Origin of the sequence: Nocardioides psychrotolerans, assembly GCF_900113685.1 — a bacterium.
In the GTDB taxonomy this organism is placed as follows: domain Bacteria; phylum Actinomycetota; class Actinomycetes; order Propionibacteriales; family Nocardioidaceae; genus Nocardioides; species Nocardioides psychrotolerans.
The window spans coordinates 183,365-199,039 of sequence record NZ_FOQG01000006.1 but is presented as its reverse complement, the minus strand read 5'-3'; the positions used below and the strand labels follow the sequence as shown (position 1 = coordinate 199,039).

Genomic DNA, 15,675 nt, shown 5'->3' with positions numbered 1-15,675 from the left:
AGGTTGACCCCGGCCGACTTTCCGCGCCTGCGTGGCAGGCGCGGTCTCACCGCAGCCTCACGACGGACTTCCCGAGAGTGCGGCGCTCGTCCATGTCGACCAGGGCCTGGCCGAAGTCCTCGAGCGGGTAGACCTTGCCGATCGGCGGCTTGATGACACCGCTCGCCATCATCGGCTCGAGCGCACGCCACTGCTCCTGCATGTAGCCCGGGCGCAGCATCGCGAAGGCGCCCCAGCCGACCCCGCGGACGTCGACGTTGTTGAGCAGCAGCCGGTTGACCTTGACCTGCGGGATCCCCTGCCCGGAGGCGAAGCCCACGACGAGCAGGCGGCCCTGCGGAGCCAGGACCCGCAGCGAGTCGGTGAACGCGTCGCCGCCGACGACGTCGAGCACGATGTCGACGCCCTTGCCCTCGGTCAGCGCCATCGTGGCGTCCTTGAAGCCGTCGAGCAGCACCGCTTCGTCGGCACCGGCCGCGCGGGCGACCTCGGCCTTCTCCTCGGTGGAGACGACCGCGATCGTGCGGGCGCCGTAGCCCTTGGCCACCTGGAGGGTGGCGGTGCCGACGCCGCCGGCGGCACCGTGCACGAGCACGGTCTCGCCCGCGCGGATCCCACCACGCTCGGCGAGCGCGAACTGAGCCGTGAGGTAGTTCATCGGCAGCGCCGCGCCCTCGTCGAAGGAGAGCGAGTCGGGCAGCGGGAAGGTGAACATCGCGGGGATCGCGGCAAGCTCGGAGGCGCCGCCATAGCCACCCACGGCCGCGACCCGCTGGCCGGGCTCGAAGCCGGGGCCGCTCACGACCGTGCCGGCGACGTCGACACCGAGGGTGAAGGGCAGCTCGGGCTTGAGCTGGTAGTCACCCCGGCTCAGCAGCAGGTCCGGGAACGACGTCCCGACGCTGTGGACCTCGATCAGCACGTCGTCGGGGCCTGGGGTGGGCTCGGGGACGTCGCGGATCTCGATGTCGGTGGGACCGGTGGTGGTGACGACCTGGACTGCACGCATGGGGGCACGCTACCGACCCGCCCTCCCGCGGGCGTCGGGCCATCCACCGGGGGCGCCGCACCGAACGACAAGGGTGAGGCTCAGCGACCGGATCAGCGCCACGATGATGCATGCCAGCGCCCGCTGGACGGTGAGGTACGGCGAGGAGCTGCGGTTCGCAGGCACCGCCCTGCCCGCGCCGCGCAAGGCCAAGGTCCCGACGCGACACGGAGCCGTGCCGGTCCACGTCTACACCGACCCCGCGTGGGACCGCGCGGAGCCACGGGGCGTCTACGTGCACTTCCACGGCGGGGCGTGGCTGATGCGCTACCCGGAGATGGACGACTTCTGGTGCCGCTACCTGGTGGCCACCGCCGGCGTGGTCGTCGTCAACGTCGACTTCAGGACCGGGCCCTACGCGACCTATCCCGTCGCGCAGGAGCAGTGCCACGACGTCGCGGCGTGGGTGCACGACCACGCCGCCGACCGGATGCTCGCGCTGGCCGGTGCCCCGGTCGACGGCGACCTGCTCGTGGTCGGCGGCTTCAGCTCCGGGGGCGGCCTGGCCGCGTCGGTCTGCCTCCAGGCCCGCGACTCAGGTCGGTTCCGCCCACGCCTGCAGGTGCTCGGCGTACCCGCCCTCGACCTCGCCACCGACGTCTCCTCGAGCCCCGGCATGATCTCGCCGAGCCTGCGCGGGCTGGTGCGTCGCGTCTACTTCCCCGACCCGGCGACGCGCGGCGACGCCTATGCCTCGCCAGTCCTGGCCCCGGACCTGTGCGGGCTGCCGGCCGCCGTGGTCCTCACCGCCGAGAACGACAGCCTGCGCCCCGACGGCGACCGCTATGCCGCGCGGCTGCGCGAGGTCGGCGTCCCCGTGCTGCACGACGTGACCCCCGGCGCCGACCACTACTTCCTCTCCGCCGACCTCGTCCGGGCGCGCGCGACGATGGCGATGACGGCCGAGGCGGTCCAGCGAGCCGTGGCCGGTCCGTAGGCTCGGTGTCGTGACCACTCCGACCCTCGTCTACGACGCCGACTGCGGCTTCTGCACGCGCTGCGCCGACTTCGCCCGCGCCCGCGGCACCTACGCCGTCGCCCCGTGGCAGTCGCTCGACCTCGCCGCGGTCGGGCTGACCGAGCAGCAGGTCAGCGAGGCCGCCTTCTGGCTCGACGGCCGTGAGACGAGCCGCGGCGCCCGCGCGATCGCCGCGGCCCTGCGTTCCTTCCGGCCCGGGCCGCGGCTGCTGGGCTACCGCCTGCTCGGGCGGCTCATCGACCTGCCGCCGGTGCGGCCCGTGGCGGCGCTGGGCTATGCGCTGGTCGCGCGCTACCGCTACCGGCTGCCCGGCGGCACCGCCGCGTGCCGGGTGCCACCGGCCTGAGCCGACGACTTCAGCGCGGGTCGATCAGCGCGTCCATCTCGAAGTGCATCGGGTCGGTGTAGCGCCAGTCGCCACCCCAGGCGAAGCCCCACCTCTTGAAGATGCTGACGACCTGCCGGTCGAGCTCCCCGACGGTGCCGCGCTGGTTGCCCGGCGTGTTGATGTCGAAGGCGGTGCCGAAGGAGTGATTGGAGAGGCTCGTCGAGCCGGCGATGAAGCGCGGGTAGTAGCAGCCGGCGTACTCGCCGGGGTTGATCTTGTCGGAGAGCCCGCGGGCCACGATCTCCTCGAAGGCCGCGCGCAGCTGCGGGAAGACGAAGCGGTTGCACGTCACGGTGCCGAGGATCGGGATCTCCTCGGTGGAGATGTGCGAGGCCACCCACGAGGGCTCCGGTGCGATCCGGCCACCACCGATCACGGTGTAGTTGAAGGTGCCGACGACGTCGCTGACCGACCCGACCGGCGTCGCGGTCTGCTGGACGCTCGGGTCGATGCCCTGGCTGGTCGCAACATCGGTGAGCTGCACGGACACGCCGTCACCGGCGACGCCCTGGACGGCCTTGCGCACCGACTGCGGCGCGACGATGCCCGTCGAGACCAACAGCGCGTTGCCGGGCGTCATGCCGAGCTCCTCGCCCCACGCGGAGTTCACGACGGCATCGACCAGCGGGCTCTGCGGTGCGAACGCGCCGACGTGGACCTGCGGGGCGTCGGCGCCGACGCCGAGCTTCACGAAGCCGGCCTCGTCGATCGGCAGCTGCTTGCGCAGCTCGGGCAGCACCGCGACCTCGCCCGCCGCGACCCGGTCCCAGACCTCCTGGAGGTCGGCGGACCCGACCGGCGTGTAGTTACGGTAGGTCGACGGGTCGACCGCTGCGATGTCGAGCACGTTGCCCTCGACCGTCACCTGCGCGTGGGAGAAGCTCACGACGCGTTGGATCCCCTTGATGGCCTCGATCGCCGCGACGGTCTCGTCGCTGAAGGCCGACTTGCCGATCAGGATCATGTCGGAGGGCTCGATGGCGCCCTCCCGCGGACCCGGCGGGTCCACGGCGTACGCCGGGTCCAGCGCGGGGGCGCTCGGCGCGCCGGACCCGGCCTGGCCGGGCTGGCCGGCCGGAGCGGGATCCGCGGAGCCCGACGTGCCTCCCTCGGTGCTGGACCCCGTGCTGGCCCCCGCGGCGGGCTCCTCGCCCTCGGAGGGCGACGCGCACGAGGGCAGCACCGCGAGGGCGACGACCAGCCCGGTCGTCGTCAGCGTGCGCCTGATGCTCATGTGACCTCCACCACCCAGGGTAGGCGGGGCGCGCAACACCCGCTGGCGGATGCTCGATTGCCGAGTCGGCCTTGCTTTACTGGCCCCTCACGCTCACGGCCTCCAGGGGGACACCTTGACCACGATCGAGGCCAGCGAGCTCGCGGGCGCCCGCACGCTGCTGTCGGCGCTGGAGCAGACCTTCTCGTCGCGGGTCTCCGGCCAGGAACAGGTCCGCACCGCGCTGCTGACGACGATGCTGGCCGAGGGCCACCTGCTCCTCGAGAGCGTCCCCGGCCTCGCGAAGACCTTGGCCGCCTCCACATTGGCGACGTCGATGGGTGCCGACTTCGCGCGGATCCAGTGCACGCCCGACCTGCTCCCCAGCGACATCATCGGCACCCAGGTCTATGACCCGCGCACCCACACGTTCGACACCCAGCTCGGACCGGTGCACGCCAACGTCGTGCTGCTCGACGAGATCAACCGGGCCAGCGCCAAGACCCAGTCGGCGATGCTCGAGGCGATGCAGGAGCGCCAGACCTCGATCGCGGGAGTCGTCCACCGGCTGCCGGAGCCCTTCATGGTGCTGGCCACGCAGAACCCCATCGAGGAGGAGGGCACGTTCGTCCTGCCCGAGGCCCAGATGGACCGGTTCCTGCTGAAGGAAGTGGTCGACTACCCCTCGTTGGCCGACGAGGTCGCGGTCCTCGACCGCATCGACGCCGGGACGCTCGGACCCCACGCCGCGCCGGTCACCGCGGTGCTCACCACCACCGACGTGGCCGGGCTCCAGCGGCTCACCGAGCGGGTCTACGTCGACGCCGCCATCAAGGACTACATCGTCCGGCTCGTGCACGCGACCCGCCACGTGGGTGAGGTGGTCGGCTCCGACCAAGGTCGCTACGTGGAGATCGGGGCGAGCCCGCGCGGCAGCATCGCGTTCCTCCAGGTCGCCCGGGCACTGGCGATCCTCGACGGCCGCAACCACGTGATCCCCGAGGACGTGCGTCGGCTCCGCCACGGCGTGCTCCGTCATCGCCTGCACCTCACCTTCGAGGCGCTCGCCGACCGGGTGCGGCCCGAGGAGATCATCGACGCCGTCTTCGACGCCGTTCCGTCCCCCTGACGCCCGCATGACCACCCACCTGCCCCGCATCAAGGCCCGGCTGGCCCTGCACTCCCACCGCCGGGTCCGAGGTGTGCTCCAGGGCGAGTACGCCTCCACCCACGTCGGTCGCTCCCTCGACCTCCACGACCTGCGCACCTACGTGCGCGGCGACGACGTGCGCGACGTCGACTGGAAGGCCTCGGCACGCAGCGGGCAGATGCTGGTCAAGCGCTACGTCGCGACCCGCAAGCACACCGTGCTCCTGGTCGTCTCCACCGGCCGCAGCATGGCGGCCGTCAACGACCGGCTGGTGCCCAAGCAGGACCTCGCGGTCTTCGTCGCCGGGGTCGTCGGCTGGCTCGCCGTCCGGCACGGCGACCTCGTCGGCGTGGCCTACGGCGACGCGCAGGGTGGTCGCTCCCGCCCGGCCTCCGGCGGCGAGCTGCGCCTGGAGCACTCCCTCGGGGCCGTGCACGACGCCATCAGCAGCGGTGGCGCGGCCTCCGACCTCGGCTCCGTCCTCGAGCACGTGGCGCAGGTCGTCCGCCGGCGCCGCACGATCATGGTCGTGGTCTGCGACGACCAGGTCCTCGACGACCGGTTGAGGACCCTCCTGCACCGGGCCCAGGCGCAGCACGAGGTGCTCGTCGTGACGCTCGGCGACCTCGACCCGACCCGCGACGACCTTCCCCGCCTCGTCGATGTCGACCACGGCGGACCGCTGCCTGACTGGCTGAACGGCGACCGACGGCTCCAGGAGGAGTACGCCGGCCGGCTGGCCGCCGACGCGCAGGACCTCACCGCGGGCCTCGCGCGGCTCGGCATCTCGCACGAGCACGTCGCCGACCACGAGGCGGCCGTCCCGGCGGTGTTCCGGCTCCTGGAGAGGCACCGCCGTGCTCGCCGCCGCTGAGCCGTCGGCCACGGGGCTGGCGGCCACGGGGCTGACCGGGCCGACGTCGTACTCGCCCTGGCTGACCTGGCTGGCCGTCCTGCTGGTCGTGCTGGTCGTCCTCTACTACGCCGGCGTCACCTGGTGGGCGCGCCGACCAGGTGGCCGACGCGGCACCCCTGCGCTCGCCGAGACCCGGCGCCGCCACCTCGCACGGCTGGACGAGGTCGAGGCGTCGGTGGGACGCGCGGAGCTGTCGCTGCGCGGCGCGCACCAGGCGATCAGCGAGATCGTCCGCTCCTTCGCCACGGCCGCCGGCCCGCTCGACGCCCGGCCCCTGACCCTCGAGCAGCTCCGGCTCGTAGGTCCCTCGGGGCTCGTCGACGTGGTGGCACTGGTCTACCCACCGGAGTTCTCTCCCGCCGCGCAGGGCGAGCCCGCCGAGCGACTGGCCCCGGCCCTCGCCGACGCCCGCGCGCTGGTCTCGGACTGGCTGCCATGAGCGACCTCCGCTGGCCGGTCCTGGCCCTGTCGCTATCGGTGCTGGTCCTCGCGCTGCTGCTGCTCTGGGCCAGACGTCCGCGCACGCGTGCCGGGGGCGGCGGCGTGCTGGTCGCCCACACCGCACTGCTCAGGAGCCTGCCTCGCTTCCGGTCCCTGGCCCGCCGTGAGCAGGCGGTCGCAGCGCTCGCGACGCTCGGAGCCGCGGCCATGGTGGTCGGGACGGTGCTCCTCGCTGCCCGCCCCACCCGGCCGGTGACGATCGAGCCGGACCGCAACGGTCGCGACATCATGCTCTGCCTCGACGTCTCGGCATCGATGGACCGGTGGAACCTCCAGGTCGTCGCCAGCTTCCGCCAGCTGTTGTCCGAGCTCGACGGCGAGCGCCTTGGGCTCACCATCTTCAGCGGCTCCTCGGTGGCAATCTTCCCGCTGACCGACGACTACGAATACGTCGACGACCGGCTCGACGAGGCCGAGGCGGCCTTCGCCGACGGGGACTTCGACTACTTCACCGGCGCCGAGGCCAGGGTCCCGCGCGCCAGCCAGACCGGCGACGGCCTGATGTCGTGCCTCCAGCGCTTCGAGGAGTCCGGGGAGCAGCGCGGCCGGGCCGTCGTGCTCGCCTCCGACAACGACCCCCTCGGCACGGGGATCTTCCTGCTGCCCGAGGCCGCGCAGGAGGCCGTCCGCGACGAGGTCGTGCTCTACGGGGTCGGCACGCCGAACATGTCGGACGAGCGGGCCCGTGAGTTCGCCGACGCCGCCCTGACCACCGGCGGGGAGATGACCGTGGTCGAGGACGACGGCGCCGTCGACGACCTGGTGCGCGCGATCCAGCGGCTCGAGCGGGAGCGGCTGGAGTCCCGGGCGACGGACATCGCCGTCGACGACCCCGCCACGCCGTTCTGGGTCACGCTCGGGGGCCTCGGCCTCCTCATCGGCGCAGCCCTGGTCGGGAGGCGCCGGTGAACCCCCTGGTCGACCTCCCACTGGTCGTGATCGGCGCGCTCTCGCTGCTCGCCGTCACGGTCGTCGGCGCCGTCTGGTCGCGGCGCAGCGAGCGCGGCGCCTGGCTCCTGCGCGCCTTCATGGTGCTGCTGCTGGCCGCGATCGCCCTGCGTCCCGGCCTCGGCACCGAGCCGGTCCCGACCAGCGCGGCGCAGGTCGAGGTGGTCGTGGTCATCGACCGGACCACCTCGATGTCAGCGCTCGACTGGGACGGCCGGCGGTCGCGGCTGGACGGCGTACGCCGCGACCTCACGGACCTCGTGGGTGCCCTGCCCACCGGTCGCTTCACCGTCGTGACGTTCGGGCGGCGGGTCGCCACCGAGCTCCCCTCGACCCAGGATGGGTCGCTGATCGCGGACACGCTCGCCCTGATCGGTCGCGAGCGGCCCTTCGCCGGCAGCGGCTCGCGGCTCGACCGACCGCTCAAGACGCTGACCGACCTCCTCGACCAGGCGCGGCAGCGCGCGCCCGACCGCCCGCGACTCGTCGTCCTGATGAGCGACGGGGAGAACACCAACCGCCAGGCCCAGGCGTCGTACGCCGACCTGGCGGCGGCCGTGGACGACGGCCTGGTGCTGGGCTACGGGACGGTCGCCGGGGGCCGGATGCCCGCCGACGAGGACCAGCCCGACAGCGGCTGGATCCAGGACGTCCGGACCGGCCAGGACGCCCGGTCGCGCCTCGCCGAGATCAACCTGCGCGCGGTCGCCGGGGAGCTCGGGATCCCCTACCTGCACCGCACCACTCCCGGCGGTCTCGACGACGTCGCTGCTGCGTGGGCCGAGCGTTTCCGCCACAGCGACCCCGCCCCCGGAGGCGAGGTTCCCGTCGCCCTCGAGCTGACCTGGGTGCTCGCCCTGGCGCTGCTGCTGCTGGTCCTCGTCGACCTGCGGCGACACTGGCGGCGGCTGCTCGATGCCCGACGGTCGCTCTCGTGACCAGCTCGACGCGACGTCGCGCGCGCAACCGTCTCTACCTCGTCGGGGTGCTGCCGGCGCTGCTCCTGCTGCTGGTCTCGGGGCGGATCGCGCTGGTGCTCCAGGCGGAGTCGTCGGGCCAGGACAACTATGCCCGCAGCGCCTTCGGGCCGGCGCGGGACAGCTTCGCGACCAACGCGCTCCTCAACCCCTTCGAGCGCTGGATCGCGCCCTTCGACGAGGGCGTCGCCCGCCACCGGGGTGGCGACCTCGGTGGCGCGGTCGACTCCTACGAGGTGGCCCTGGAGCACGTGCCGGAGTCGTGGGAGTGCGCGGTGCGCAGCAACCTCGCGCTCGCCCACGAGGCCATCGGGGACGCTGTGTCGGCCGAGCGTCGGGTGGCCGCCGAGGCGTCCTGGACGGCGGGGCGTGAGGCGCTCGCCGACTGCCTCACCCTCCAGCCACCGACCGGCGAGGACAGCGGTGACGGCGAGGACGACAGCGACCGGGCGGACGCCGCGCGCCAGGTGGAGGACCGAGCCACGGCCGAGGTCATCGACGCGCGACTGGCCGCCAAGCTCATCGACGCGCGCACCGACCCGGCCCCCGAGCCCGCTCCTGCGGTGCCACCGGATGAGACCTTCGCGGAGCGGGAGCAACGGCTCGACGAGCGCGACCGACGCTCGCTGGAGGAGCGGCGCGAGCAGGAGCAGGTCGAGCAGGAGCTCGAGGACCGCCCCGACCCCGACGACCCACCCCCGGTGCCCACCTGGTGAGTGCCACGTCGGCGCCATGGTGGCCCTGATGACTCATCCGTGGGCTTCCTGGAAGGCGACGCCCCACGGGTCGACGTCTCCTCCCAACGCGGACACCAGCACCTGATCGTGGTCGTCGATCACGACACCGGCCGCCCAAGACCCACGGACCAGTCACCCGAGCCGCCTTCGGATTCCGATCACCCGAAGCGCAGGAAGGCGGGGTTGCGGATCGTCACCCACGACAACGCGCCGCCGGCGACCAGCAGCCCCGCGCACACGAGCATCGCGGAGGAGTAGGCGGCGTCGAGGGCGACCGGGTCGGCGTACTGCTCCCCTCCCAGGCCCACCGCCACCGGCAGTGCGGCGACCGCGAGCAGCTAGCCCGCGCGGGAGACGGCGTTGCTGACGCCGCTCGCGATGCCGGCGTGCTCGTCGGAGGCCGCCGCGAGGACCGTGGCCGTCAGCGGCGCGACGAGCAGCGCCAGGCCGAGCCCGAAGACGGTGATGCCGGGCAGCACGTCGCGCCAGTAGACGACGTCGCCGCCGATCCGCAGCAGGAGCAGCGTCCCGACGGCCATCACGACCGGCCCGAGGCTCAGCGGTAGTCGCGGACCCAGACGAGCGCCGAGCTCTCCGCCTCGCGCCGCCAGCAGCAGCAGGCACGCCGTCATCGGCAAGGTGGCCGTCCCGGCGGCGAGCGCGCCGTAGCCGCCGACGGTCTGCAGCTGCAGGGTGAGGAAGAAGAGGATGGCGCCGAGCGCGGCATAGACGAGCAGGGTCATGGCGTTGGCCGCGCTGAAGGTGCGGTCGGCGAAGACGCTGAGCTCGAGCATCGGCTCCCGCTCGCGCCGCTCGACCAGGATGAACGCGGCACCCGCGAGCAGGGCCAGCCCGCCGGCATACGGCGCGAGGGGGCCGCCCCACTGGATCAGGGCGTACGTCGTGCCGCCGAGCGCCGCGGTCGCCAGCAACGCTCCGGTGACGTCGAGGTGGGCCGACGCGTGGGGGTCGCGGGTCTCGGGCACCGCCCGCTGCGCGACGACGACCGTCACCAGGGCCAGCGGTGCGTTGACCAGGAAGATCCAGCGCCATGACGCCGAGTCGATGAGCACCCCGCCGACGAAGGGGCCGAGTGCCGTGGCGATGCCGCCCAGGCCCGACCACGCCCCGATCGCCCGCGCCCTGTCCTCGTGTGCGAAGGCGCCCTGGATCATCGCCAGGCTCCCCGGCGTCAGCATCGCTCCGCCGACCCCCTGCAGCACGCGGGCCAGGATCAGCACCTCCGGCGTCGGGGCCAGCCCGCACAGCAGCGAGGCCCCGGCGAACCACACCGTGCCGACGACGAAGACCCGGCGCCGGCCGAACCGGTCGCCCAACGAGCCGCCGAGCAGGATCAGGCTGGCCAGCGACAGCAGGTAGCCGTTGGTGATCCACTGCAGCTCGGCCAGGCTGGCGTCGAGGTCCTCCCCGATGCTGCGCAGCGCGACGTTGACGACCGTCGCGTCGAGCATCGTCATGCCCGAGCCGAGGGCCGCGGCCGCGATGACCGCGCGACCCGTCGGTGTGCCGAGCCGTACGCCGCTGGCACCTGCGTCGCTCACGCAGGTGACTCTAGAGCGCCCCACCGACCCACCGACCTGCCCAGTCGGCGCGATGTCGCACGGGCTGCGACATCGCGCCGACTCGGCTCAGCGCAGGACGCGCTCGGAGATCCAGGCGATGTCGCGGGCGGTGTCCTCGGGCGACCCGCTGGGCTGCATGACGTGGCTCAGCACCACCCGCACGACCATGTCGATGGCGGCGTCGAGGCGGGCCGGGCCGAGGTCCAGGTCGTAGGGCGCGATCCGCTCGGCGATGACCCCCTTCGCCACGACCAGCAGGGAGTCGGCGTGGGTGGTAAGGAGCGGGAGGAGCTCGGTGTCGGCGCCGTGCGTCGCCGAGACGACCGCGTGCAGCAGCGGGTTGCCGTGGGCGAGCTCCAGGACGGTCTGCGACGCGCCGTGGATCGCGCCGACGAGGTCGTCGGGGTGGGCGTCGAAGGACACGCTCACGACGCCCATGAAACGATCGAGCTCGCGCAAGATCATGGCCTCGGCGAGACCGGCCTTGGTGCCGATCTCGTTGTAGACCGTCTGCCGGCTGACCCCCACGGCGTCGGCCAGCTTGGCCATCGTGACGTGCGACCAGCCCAGCTCGGACGTGAGCCCGACCGCTGCGTCGACCACACGCTCACGCATGGTCTCGACGGGCGGCAGGCTCACGTCCAGCAGCGTAACCATCAGCCCGTGAGCGTCAGCGCCAGGACGGGGCAGGCCTGGACGGCGGCGAACACCTGGGCCCGGTCGGACTCCGGCGGGGAGTCGTCGAGCACCGACATGACCTCGTCGCCGTCCGCGGTCTCCGTGACCTCGAAGTAGTGGTGGGCCATGGCCTCGCACATACCGAGCCCCTCGCACCTGTCACGGTCCACCTCGATCTTCACGGGGCCTCCACCGAGGTGAGGGGCACGAAGTCGACCTTCTCGCGGACCCCGCAGTCGGGGCAGCACCAGTCCTCGGGGATGTCCGACCAGGCGGTGCCGGCGGCGAAGCCCTGGAGCTCGTTGCCGGCCTCGACCTGGTAGGTGTGGCCGCAGCCGGGGCAGCGCGCGGCCATGACCTCGTCGGGCGTCAGGGCGGCAGCCGCGTCGGCTGACGCCTGCTCGGCCGCGATCTCCTCCGCGCTCTGCGTCACCGGGGGCGGGTACTTCGCGAGGAGCTTGTCCCGCTTGCCCGGCTGGAGGTTGGCCCGGGTCAGGTCACCGTCGAAGTGCGCGAGGACCCGGGGGTCCATCACCCGGCGGTAGAGGGGCGGGAAGAGCGCGAGGGTGATCATGCCGGCGTAGCCGGTGGGCAGGACCGGCGACTCCTCGAAGTCACGCAGCGTCTGGTAGCGACGGGTCGGATTGGCGTGGTGGTCGCTGTGGCGCTGCAGGTGGTAGAGCAGCACGTTGGTGGCGATGTTGTTGGAGTTCCACGAGTGCGACGGGTCGACACGCTCGAAGCGCTCCTTGCCGGGCTTGCCGACCTTCTGCCGCAGCATCCCGTAATGCTCCATGTAGTTGACGACCTCGAGCAGCGAGAAGCCGATGACAGCCTGGAGCAGCAGGTAGGGGACGACCTCGAGACCGAGCCAGGCGATCACGCCACCGAACAGCACGGCCGACATCACCCAGGCGTTGAGCACGTCGTTGCCGATGCGGAAGGGGTGCTGGTCGCGGCGGGCGTAGCGCTTCTTCTCGACGTTCCAGGCGCTCTTGAGTGAGCCGCCCACGGTGCGGGGCCAGAAGGCGTAGAAGCTCTCACCCATGCGGGAGGAGGCGGGGTCCTCGGGGGTGGCGACCCGCACGTGGTGGCCACGGTTGTGCTCGATGTAGAAGTGGCCGTAGAAGCTCTGGGCCAGGGCGATCTTGGACAGCCAACGCTCGTTGGCCTCCCGCTTGTGGCCGAGCTCGTGGGCGGTGTTGATGCCGATGCCGCCGATGCAGCCGATGGTTAGCGCCAGACCGACCTTGTCCCATGCGGTCAGGTCGCCGCCGATGCCGAGCGGGTCTCCGCGGGCGATGAGGTACATCGCGCCGACGAACCCGACGTACTGGATCGGCAGGAAGAGGTAGGTCACCCAGCGGTAGTAGGCGTCGGCCTCGAGCGCCTCGATGGCCTCGTCGGGGGGGTTGGAACGGTCGAGGCCGGAGAACAGGTCGATCGCGGGCACGATCACCAGGATCACCACCGGGCCGATCCAGAACCACGCGCCGAGCCCGGTCGCGAGCCACAGGCCGTAGGCCAGGAACGCGAGCGAGGGCACCACGAGCCCGATCAGCCACAGGTAGCGCTTCTTGTCGGTCCACTGGTCGCTCGACCCGGACGGGACGGTGCTGTTGGCGATGCTCTCGGTGGGGATCGCGGTAGGGGTCTGGGTGGGGATGTCCATCGTCAGCCTCCTTGCTGGTTTACAGGAAGGTAGCGTTTGTAAACGAGGTTGACAAGGGGTTGACGTTTGTAAAGTTCTCCGGAGTGCGACGTCAGGCGGTGACCATCACCTGGTCCGATGTCTCTTGCGCAGCTGGTCCAGAGCACTGGCGATCTGCTGGGCGAGGGCAGGCGCCGCCAACGAGCGGACGTGGAACAGGTGCCGGGCGGTGCGCAGCCCGATGGTCTTGCTCACCCGACCACTGCTCAGCTCGACGGTCGTGACGTCGCGCAGGTTGAGGTCCAGCATCGCCACGCCCTGGCCGGAGCGGGACGGCACGTAGTTGAGGTGCAGGCTCGTCAGCGTGAGACGTCCCGGCACCCACGCCGCGCCGAAGACGGCCTGGAACCGGTCCAGCACCGTGTCGGTGTCGGTGTCGCCGGAGCCGCCCGTCGTCTCGACCATCACGTGGCCGGTCTTCGACATCAGGACTCCGTAGGACATGACGACATTGTGCGCTGGACGCATGCATACTTCCAGGGCGCACTGGGTACTGGTCTAGATTCTGCCCGCGCCAGGACTGCCGAGCGGAGTCCGCTGGGGCCGTGGTGGCACTGGCCCCGGTCGTGACGGACCGCCACACTGACCCCACGAACGAGGCGTCGAGGGGTGCACGATGACACAACCGCGGGACCTGGGGCCTGCCTGCGCACGCTGTGGCACCCCGGCGGCGAGCGGGCGGTTCTGCACCGATTGTGGTGCTCCCGTCGGTGCTCCCGTCGGCGATCCGAGAGGCGATCTGGGAGGCGCTGCGGTGCCCGCGGCACCCGTCGTACGCGAGGGTCCGTCCGGGTTCACCCGCGCGATGCGCGCGGTCGCGCACTTCCGCACCCCCCTGGTCCTGCTGCCGCTCATCGGCGCCCTGGTGGTCTCGGGCGGGATCGGCGCGCGGATGCTCTGGGAGCAGGTGCCCGGGTCCGCGCCGCAGGTCGCGACCGTCCGCTGCTGGGACGGCGAGCGGCTCGTCGACCCGCAGGACTGCGGACTGCCCGAGGGCGTCGCCGGCCTGCGCTGGGTCTTCCCGTCCTTCCAGCCCGACGCGGACGAGTGCCGTGACGTGCTGCTCGACAACCCCGCCTTCGAGCGCCCCACGATGTGGGAGTGCACCGTCGAGATCGGTGGCTCCCCGATCGTCCTCACCTACAGCGAGCTGACCGGGGTCAAGCCGGCCCGCGCGTTCATCCAGCAGGAGTACGGCGACGCGGAGCGGCTCACCGTCGAGGCCGACAACGGCACGCCGGTCCGCTACGAGTGGCGCCGCGAGCTCGAGGAGGACGCAGGCTTCACCGTGACGTCGATGTACGTCGACTTCCCCTACGCCGTGGAGGTCCGCGCCGAGGAGCGCGTCCTGCGCGAGGACGCGCTCGCGACGATCGTGACGTTCCGCGGGGCGGCCTCGATCAGCTACCGCTGATCGCCCCGGATCGCCGCCGCGACCGCCTTGGGCACGTCGGGGTTGAAGACGCTGGGGATGATGAAGCTGGAGTTGAGCTCCTCGTCCTTGACGGACAGGGCGATCGCCTCGGCCGCCCGCAGCAGCATCTCCAAGGTGATCTCGGAGGCGCGGGCATCGAGGAGCCCGCGGAACACCCCGGGGAAGGCCAGGACGTTGTTGATCTGGTTGGGGTAGTCGGAGCGACCGCTGGCCACGACCGCGGCGTACTTGCCGGCCGCCGCCGGGTCGACCTCCGGGTCGGGGTTGGCCAGCGCGAAGACGACCGCGTCGGCGGCCATGTCCTTGATCCACTCGGCCCGGAGGACCTTGGGCGCGCTCACGCCGATGAACACGTCGGCGCCGGCGAGGCCCGCACGCAGGTCGCCGGAGACCAGACGCGGGTTGGTCGCCTCGGCGAGCTGCTTCTTGGCCGGGGAGAGTCCTGGCAGGTCAGGCACCAGGCAGCCCTCACGGTCGAAGACGACCACGTCGGTCACCCCCGCGGCCAGCAGCAGCGTGACGATCGCCGAGCCTGCCGCACCAGCGCCCGACACGACCACGCGAGCCGCTGCCAGGTCCTTCTTCACCACGCGCAGGGCATTGGTGAGCGCCGCCAGCACGACGATCGCCGTCCCGTGCTGGTCGTCGTGGAAGACCGGGATGTCGAGGCTGGCGCGCAGCCGGCGCTCGATCTCGAAGCACCGGGGAGCCGCGATGTCCTCGAGGTTGATGCCGCCGAAGCCGGGTGCGATCAGCTCGACCGCGCGGACGATCTCGTCGGTGTCCTGGGTGTCGAGGCAGATCGGCCAGGCATCGATGTCGGCGAAGCGCTTGAAGAGCGCCGCCTTTCCCTCCATGACCGGCAGCGCGGCGCCCGGCCCGAGGTTGCCGAGGCCGAGCACCGCGGAGCCGTCGGTCACCACGGCGACCGTGTTGCCCTTGGACGTCAGGCGCCAGACGTCCTCCGGGTGCTCGGCGATCGCCATGCTGACCCGGCCCACCCCCGGGGTGTAGGCCATCGAGAGGTCGTCGCGGTTGCGCAGCGGGACCTTGCTGTTGACCGAGATCTTGCCACCGAGGTGGAGCAGGAACGTGCGGTCGCTGACCTTGTAGACCTCGACGCCGGGCACCTCGTCGACGGCTGCCTCGAGCTCCTGGGCATGGTCGGCGTCGCCGGCCGAGCAGGTGACGTCGAGGACCAGACGGGTGCCGGTGGACTCGGCCACGTCGATGGCCGTGACGATCCCGCCGGCGGCGGCGATGGCCGTGGCGACCTGGCCCACGACCCCGTGGTCGGGCGCCGTGTGCAGGCGCATGGTGATCGAGTACGACGAGGGGGTGGCGGAGGGTCTTGACACGCTCGCCACCCTGGCCCCATCGCAGGGTTACGGGCAAGTCACAAGTACGCGGG

General features: G+C 72.1%; 18 protein-coding genes. 9 read left to right on the top strand and 9 right to left on the bottom strand.

From position 1 onward, the window contains the following. Window positions 1-46 precede the first annotated feature (46 nt). Window positions 47-1,009, bottom strand: a complete 963-nt coding sequence (locus BM204_RS09610) for an NADPH:quinone oxidoreductase family protein (protein WP_091112509.1) — start codon at window positions 1,007-1,009, stop codon at window positions 47-49. A gap of 73 nt (window positions 1,010-1,082) precedes the next feature. On the opposite strand from BM204_RS09610, the gene BM204_RS09605 reads away from it, so the two are divergent. After that, complete coding sequence (locus BM204_RS09605; protein WP_218031299.1) at window positions 1,083-1,985, top strand: alpha/beta hydrolase fold domain-containing protein; 903 nt, start codon at window positions 1,083-1,085, stop codon at window positions 1,983-1,985. A 10-nt stretch (window positions 1,986-1,995) separates the two neighbouring features. Then, the gene (locus BM204_RS09600; protein ID WP_091112507.1) at window positions 1,996-2,373 is read left to right on the top strand and encodes a thiol-disulfide oxidoreductase DCC family protein; all 378 of its coding nucleotides are present in this window, start codon (window positions 1,996-1,998) and stop codon (window positions 2,371-2,373) included. 10 nt (window positions 2,374-2,383) lie between these two features. On the opposite strand, the gene BM204_RS09595 is transcribed toward BM204_RS09600, so the two are convergent. Then, entirely contained in the window at window positions 2,384-3,649 is a 1,266-nt protein-coding gene (locus tag BM204_RS09595) for a M15 family metallopeptidase (RefSeq protein ID WP_091112503.1), read from the bottom strand. A 49-nt stretch (window positions 3,650-3,698) separates the two neighbouring features. Between BM204_RS09595 and BM204_RS09590 the strand changes: the two genes are divergently transcribed. Genes BM204_RS09590 through BM204_RS09565 form a run of 6 tightly spaced genes read left to right on the top strand, consistent with a single transcriptional unit; the run spans window position 3,699 to window position 8,836 of the window. Beyond that, a complete protein-coding gene (locus BM204_RS09590) occupies window positions 3,699-4,757 on the top strand; it encodes an AAA family ATPase (RefSeq protein WP_091112501.1) in 1,059 nt (352 codons plus the stop codon). Window positions 4,758-4,764: 7 nt separating this feature from the next. Beyond that, a complete protein-coding gene (locus tag BM204_RS09585; protein WP_091112496.1) occupies window positions 4,765-5,652 on the top strand; it encodes a DUF58 domain-containing protein in 888 nt (295 codons plus the stop codon). Next, window positions 5,636-6,133: a hypothetical protein gene (locus tag BM204_RS09580; RefSeq protein ID WP_091112493.1), complete on the top strand. Its 498-nt coding sequence runs from the start codon at window positions 5,636-5,638 to the stop codon at window positions 6,131-6,133. The genes BM204_RS09585 and BM204_RS09580 overlap by 17 nt, the downstream gene beginning before the upstream one ends. Beyond that, entirely contained in the window at window positions 6,130-7,104 is a 975-nt protein-coding gene (locus BM204_RS09575; RefSeq protein WP_091112491.1) for a vWA domain-containing protein, read from the top strand. Before BM204_RS09580 ends, BM204_RS09575 begins: the two co-directional genes overlap by 4 nt. Further along, the gene (locus BM204_RS09570; RefSeq protein ID WP_091112489.1) at window positions 7,101-8,081 is read left to right on the top strand and encodes a vWA domain-containing protein; all 981 of its coding nucleotides are present in this window, start codon (window positions 7,101-7,103) and stop codon (window positions 8,079-8,081) included. Before BM204_RS09575 ends, BM204_RS09570 begins: the two co-directional genes overlap by 4 nt. Further along, window positions 8,078-8,836 carry a hypothetical protein gene (locus tag BM204_RS09565; protein ID WP_091112486.1) on the top strand — a complete coding sequence of 253 codons (759 nt, stop codon included), beginning with the start codon at window positions 8,078-8,080 and terminating at the stop codon, window positions 8,834-8,836. Before BM204_RS09570 ends, BM204_RS09565 begins: the two co-directional genes overlap by 4 nt. 179 nt (window positions 8,837-9,015) lie before the next feature. On the opposite strand, the gene BM204_RS22975 is transcribed toward BM204_RS09565, so the two are convergent. The 6 genes from BM204_RS22975 to BM204_RS09540 form a co-directional block, all read right to left on the bottom strand. Further along, window positions 9,016-9,165, bottom strand: a complete 150-nt coding sequence (locus BM204_RS22975; protein ID WP_218031298.1) for a hypothetical protein — start codon at window positions 9,163-9,165, stop codon at window positions 9,016-9,018. 30 nt (window positions 9,166-9,195) lie between these two features. Beyond that, window positions 9,196-10,419 carry an MFS transporter gene (locus BM204_RS09560; RefSeq protein WP_218031297.1) on the bottom strand — a complete coding sequence of 408 codons (1,224 nt, stop codon included), beginning with the start codon at window positions 10,417-10,419 and terminating at the stop codon, window positions 9,196-9,198. Window positions 10,420-10,506: 87 nt separating this feature from the next. Beyond that, window positions 10,507-11,079, bottom strand: a complete 573-nt coding sequence (locus tag BM204_RS09555) for a TetR/AcrR family transcriptional regulator (protein ID WP_246166403.1) — start codon at window positions 11,077-11,079, stop codon at window positions 10,507-10,509. Between the two features lie 17 nt (window positions 11,080-11,096). Further along, a complete protein-coding gene (locus BM204_RS09550) occupies window positions 11,097-11,300 on the bottom strand; it encodes a ferredoxin (RefSeq protein ID WP_091112482.1) in 204 nt (67 codons plus the stop codon). After that, a complete protein-coding gene (locus BM204_RS23425; protein WP_091112480.1) occupies window positions 11,297-12,790 on the bottom strand; it encodes a fatty acid desaturase in 1,494 nt (497 codons plus the stop codon). The genes BM204_RS09550 and BM204_RS23425 overlap by 4 nt, the downstream gene beginning before the upstream one ends. A 105-nt stretch (window positions 12,791-12,895) precedes the next feature. After that, window positions 12,896-13,273: a hypothetical protein gene (locus BM204_RS09540; RefSeq protein ID WP_091112478.1), complete on the bottom strand. Its 378-nt coding sequence runs from the start codon at window positions 13,271-13,273 to the stop codon at window positions 12,896-12,898. 310 nt (window positions 13,274-13,583) lie between these two features. Here BM204_RS09540 and BM204_RS09535 point away from each other — a divergent pair, with 310 nt between their 5' ends. Next, window positions 13,584-14,243 carry a hypothetical protein gene (locus BM204_RS09535; RefSeq protein ID WP_091112476.1) on the top strand — a complete coding sequence of 220 codons (660 nt, stop codon included), beginning with the start codon at window positions 13,584-13,586 and terminating at the stop codon, window positions 14,241-14,243. On the opposite strand, the gene BM204_RS09530 is transcribed toward BM204_RS09535, so the two are convergent. Beyond that, window positions 14,234-15,580 carry an NAD-dependent malic enzyme gene (locus tag BM204_RS09530; RefSeq protein ID WP_091112473.1) on the bottom strand — a complete coding sequence of 449 codons (1,347 nt, stop codon included), beginning with the start codon at window positions 15,578-15,580 and terminating at the stop codon, window positions 14,234-14,236. The genes BM204_RS09535 and BM204_RS09530 overlap by 10 nt on opposite strands. Window positions 15,581-15,675 lie beyond the last annotated feature (95 nt).

Excerpts from the sequence above, each read along its gene's own strand:
- BM204_RS09530 (WP_091112473.1), bottom strand. The coding sequence starts at position 15,580 with ATGCGCCTGCACACGGCGCCCGACCACGGGGTCGTGGGCCAGGTCGCC.
- BM204_RS09585 (WP_091112496.1), top strand. The coding sequence starts at position 4,765 with ATGACCACCCACCTGCCCCGCATCAAGGCCCGGCTGGCCCTGCACTCC.
- BM204_RS09610 (WP_091112509.1), bottom strand. The coding sequence starts at position 1,009 with ATGCGTGCAGTCCAGGTCGTCACCACCACCGGTCCCACCGACATCGAG.
- BM204_RS09590 (WP_091112501.1), top strand. The coding sequence starts at position 3,699 with ATGCTCGATTGCCGAGTCGGCCTTGCTTTACTGGCCCCTCACGCTCAC.
- BM204_RS09595 (WP_091112503.1), bottom strand. The coding sequence starts at position 3,649 with ATGAGCATCAGGCGCACGCTGACGACGACCGGGCTGGTCGTCGCCCTC.
- BM204_RS09575 (WP_091112491.1), top strand. The coding sequence starts at position 6,130 with ATGAGCGACCTCCGCTGGCCGGTCCTGGCCCTGTCGCTATCGGTGCTG.
- BM204_RS09540 (WP_091112478.1), bottom strand. The coding sequence starts at position 13,273 with ATGTCCTACGGAGTCCTGATGTCGAAGACCGGCCACGTGATGGTCGAG.
- BM204_RS23425 (WP_091112480.1), bottom strand. The coding sequence starts at position 12,790 with ATGGACATCCCCACCCAGACCCCTACCGCGATCCCCACCGAGAGCATC.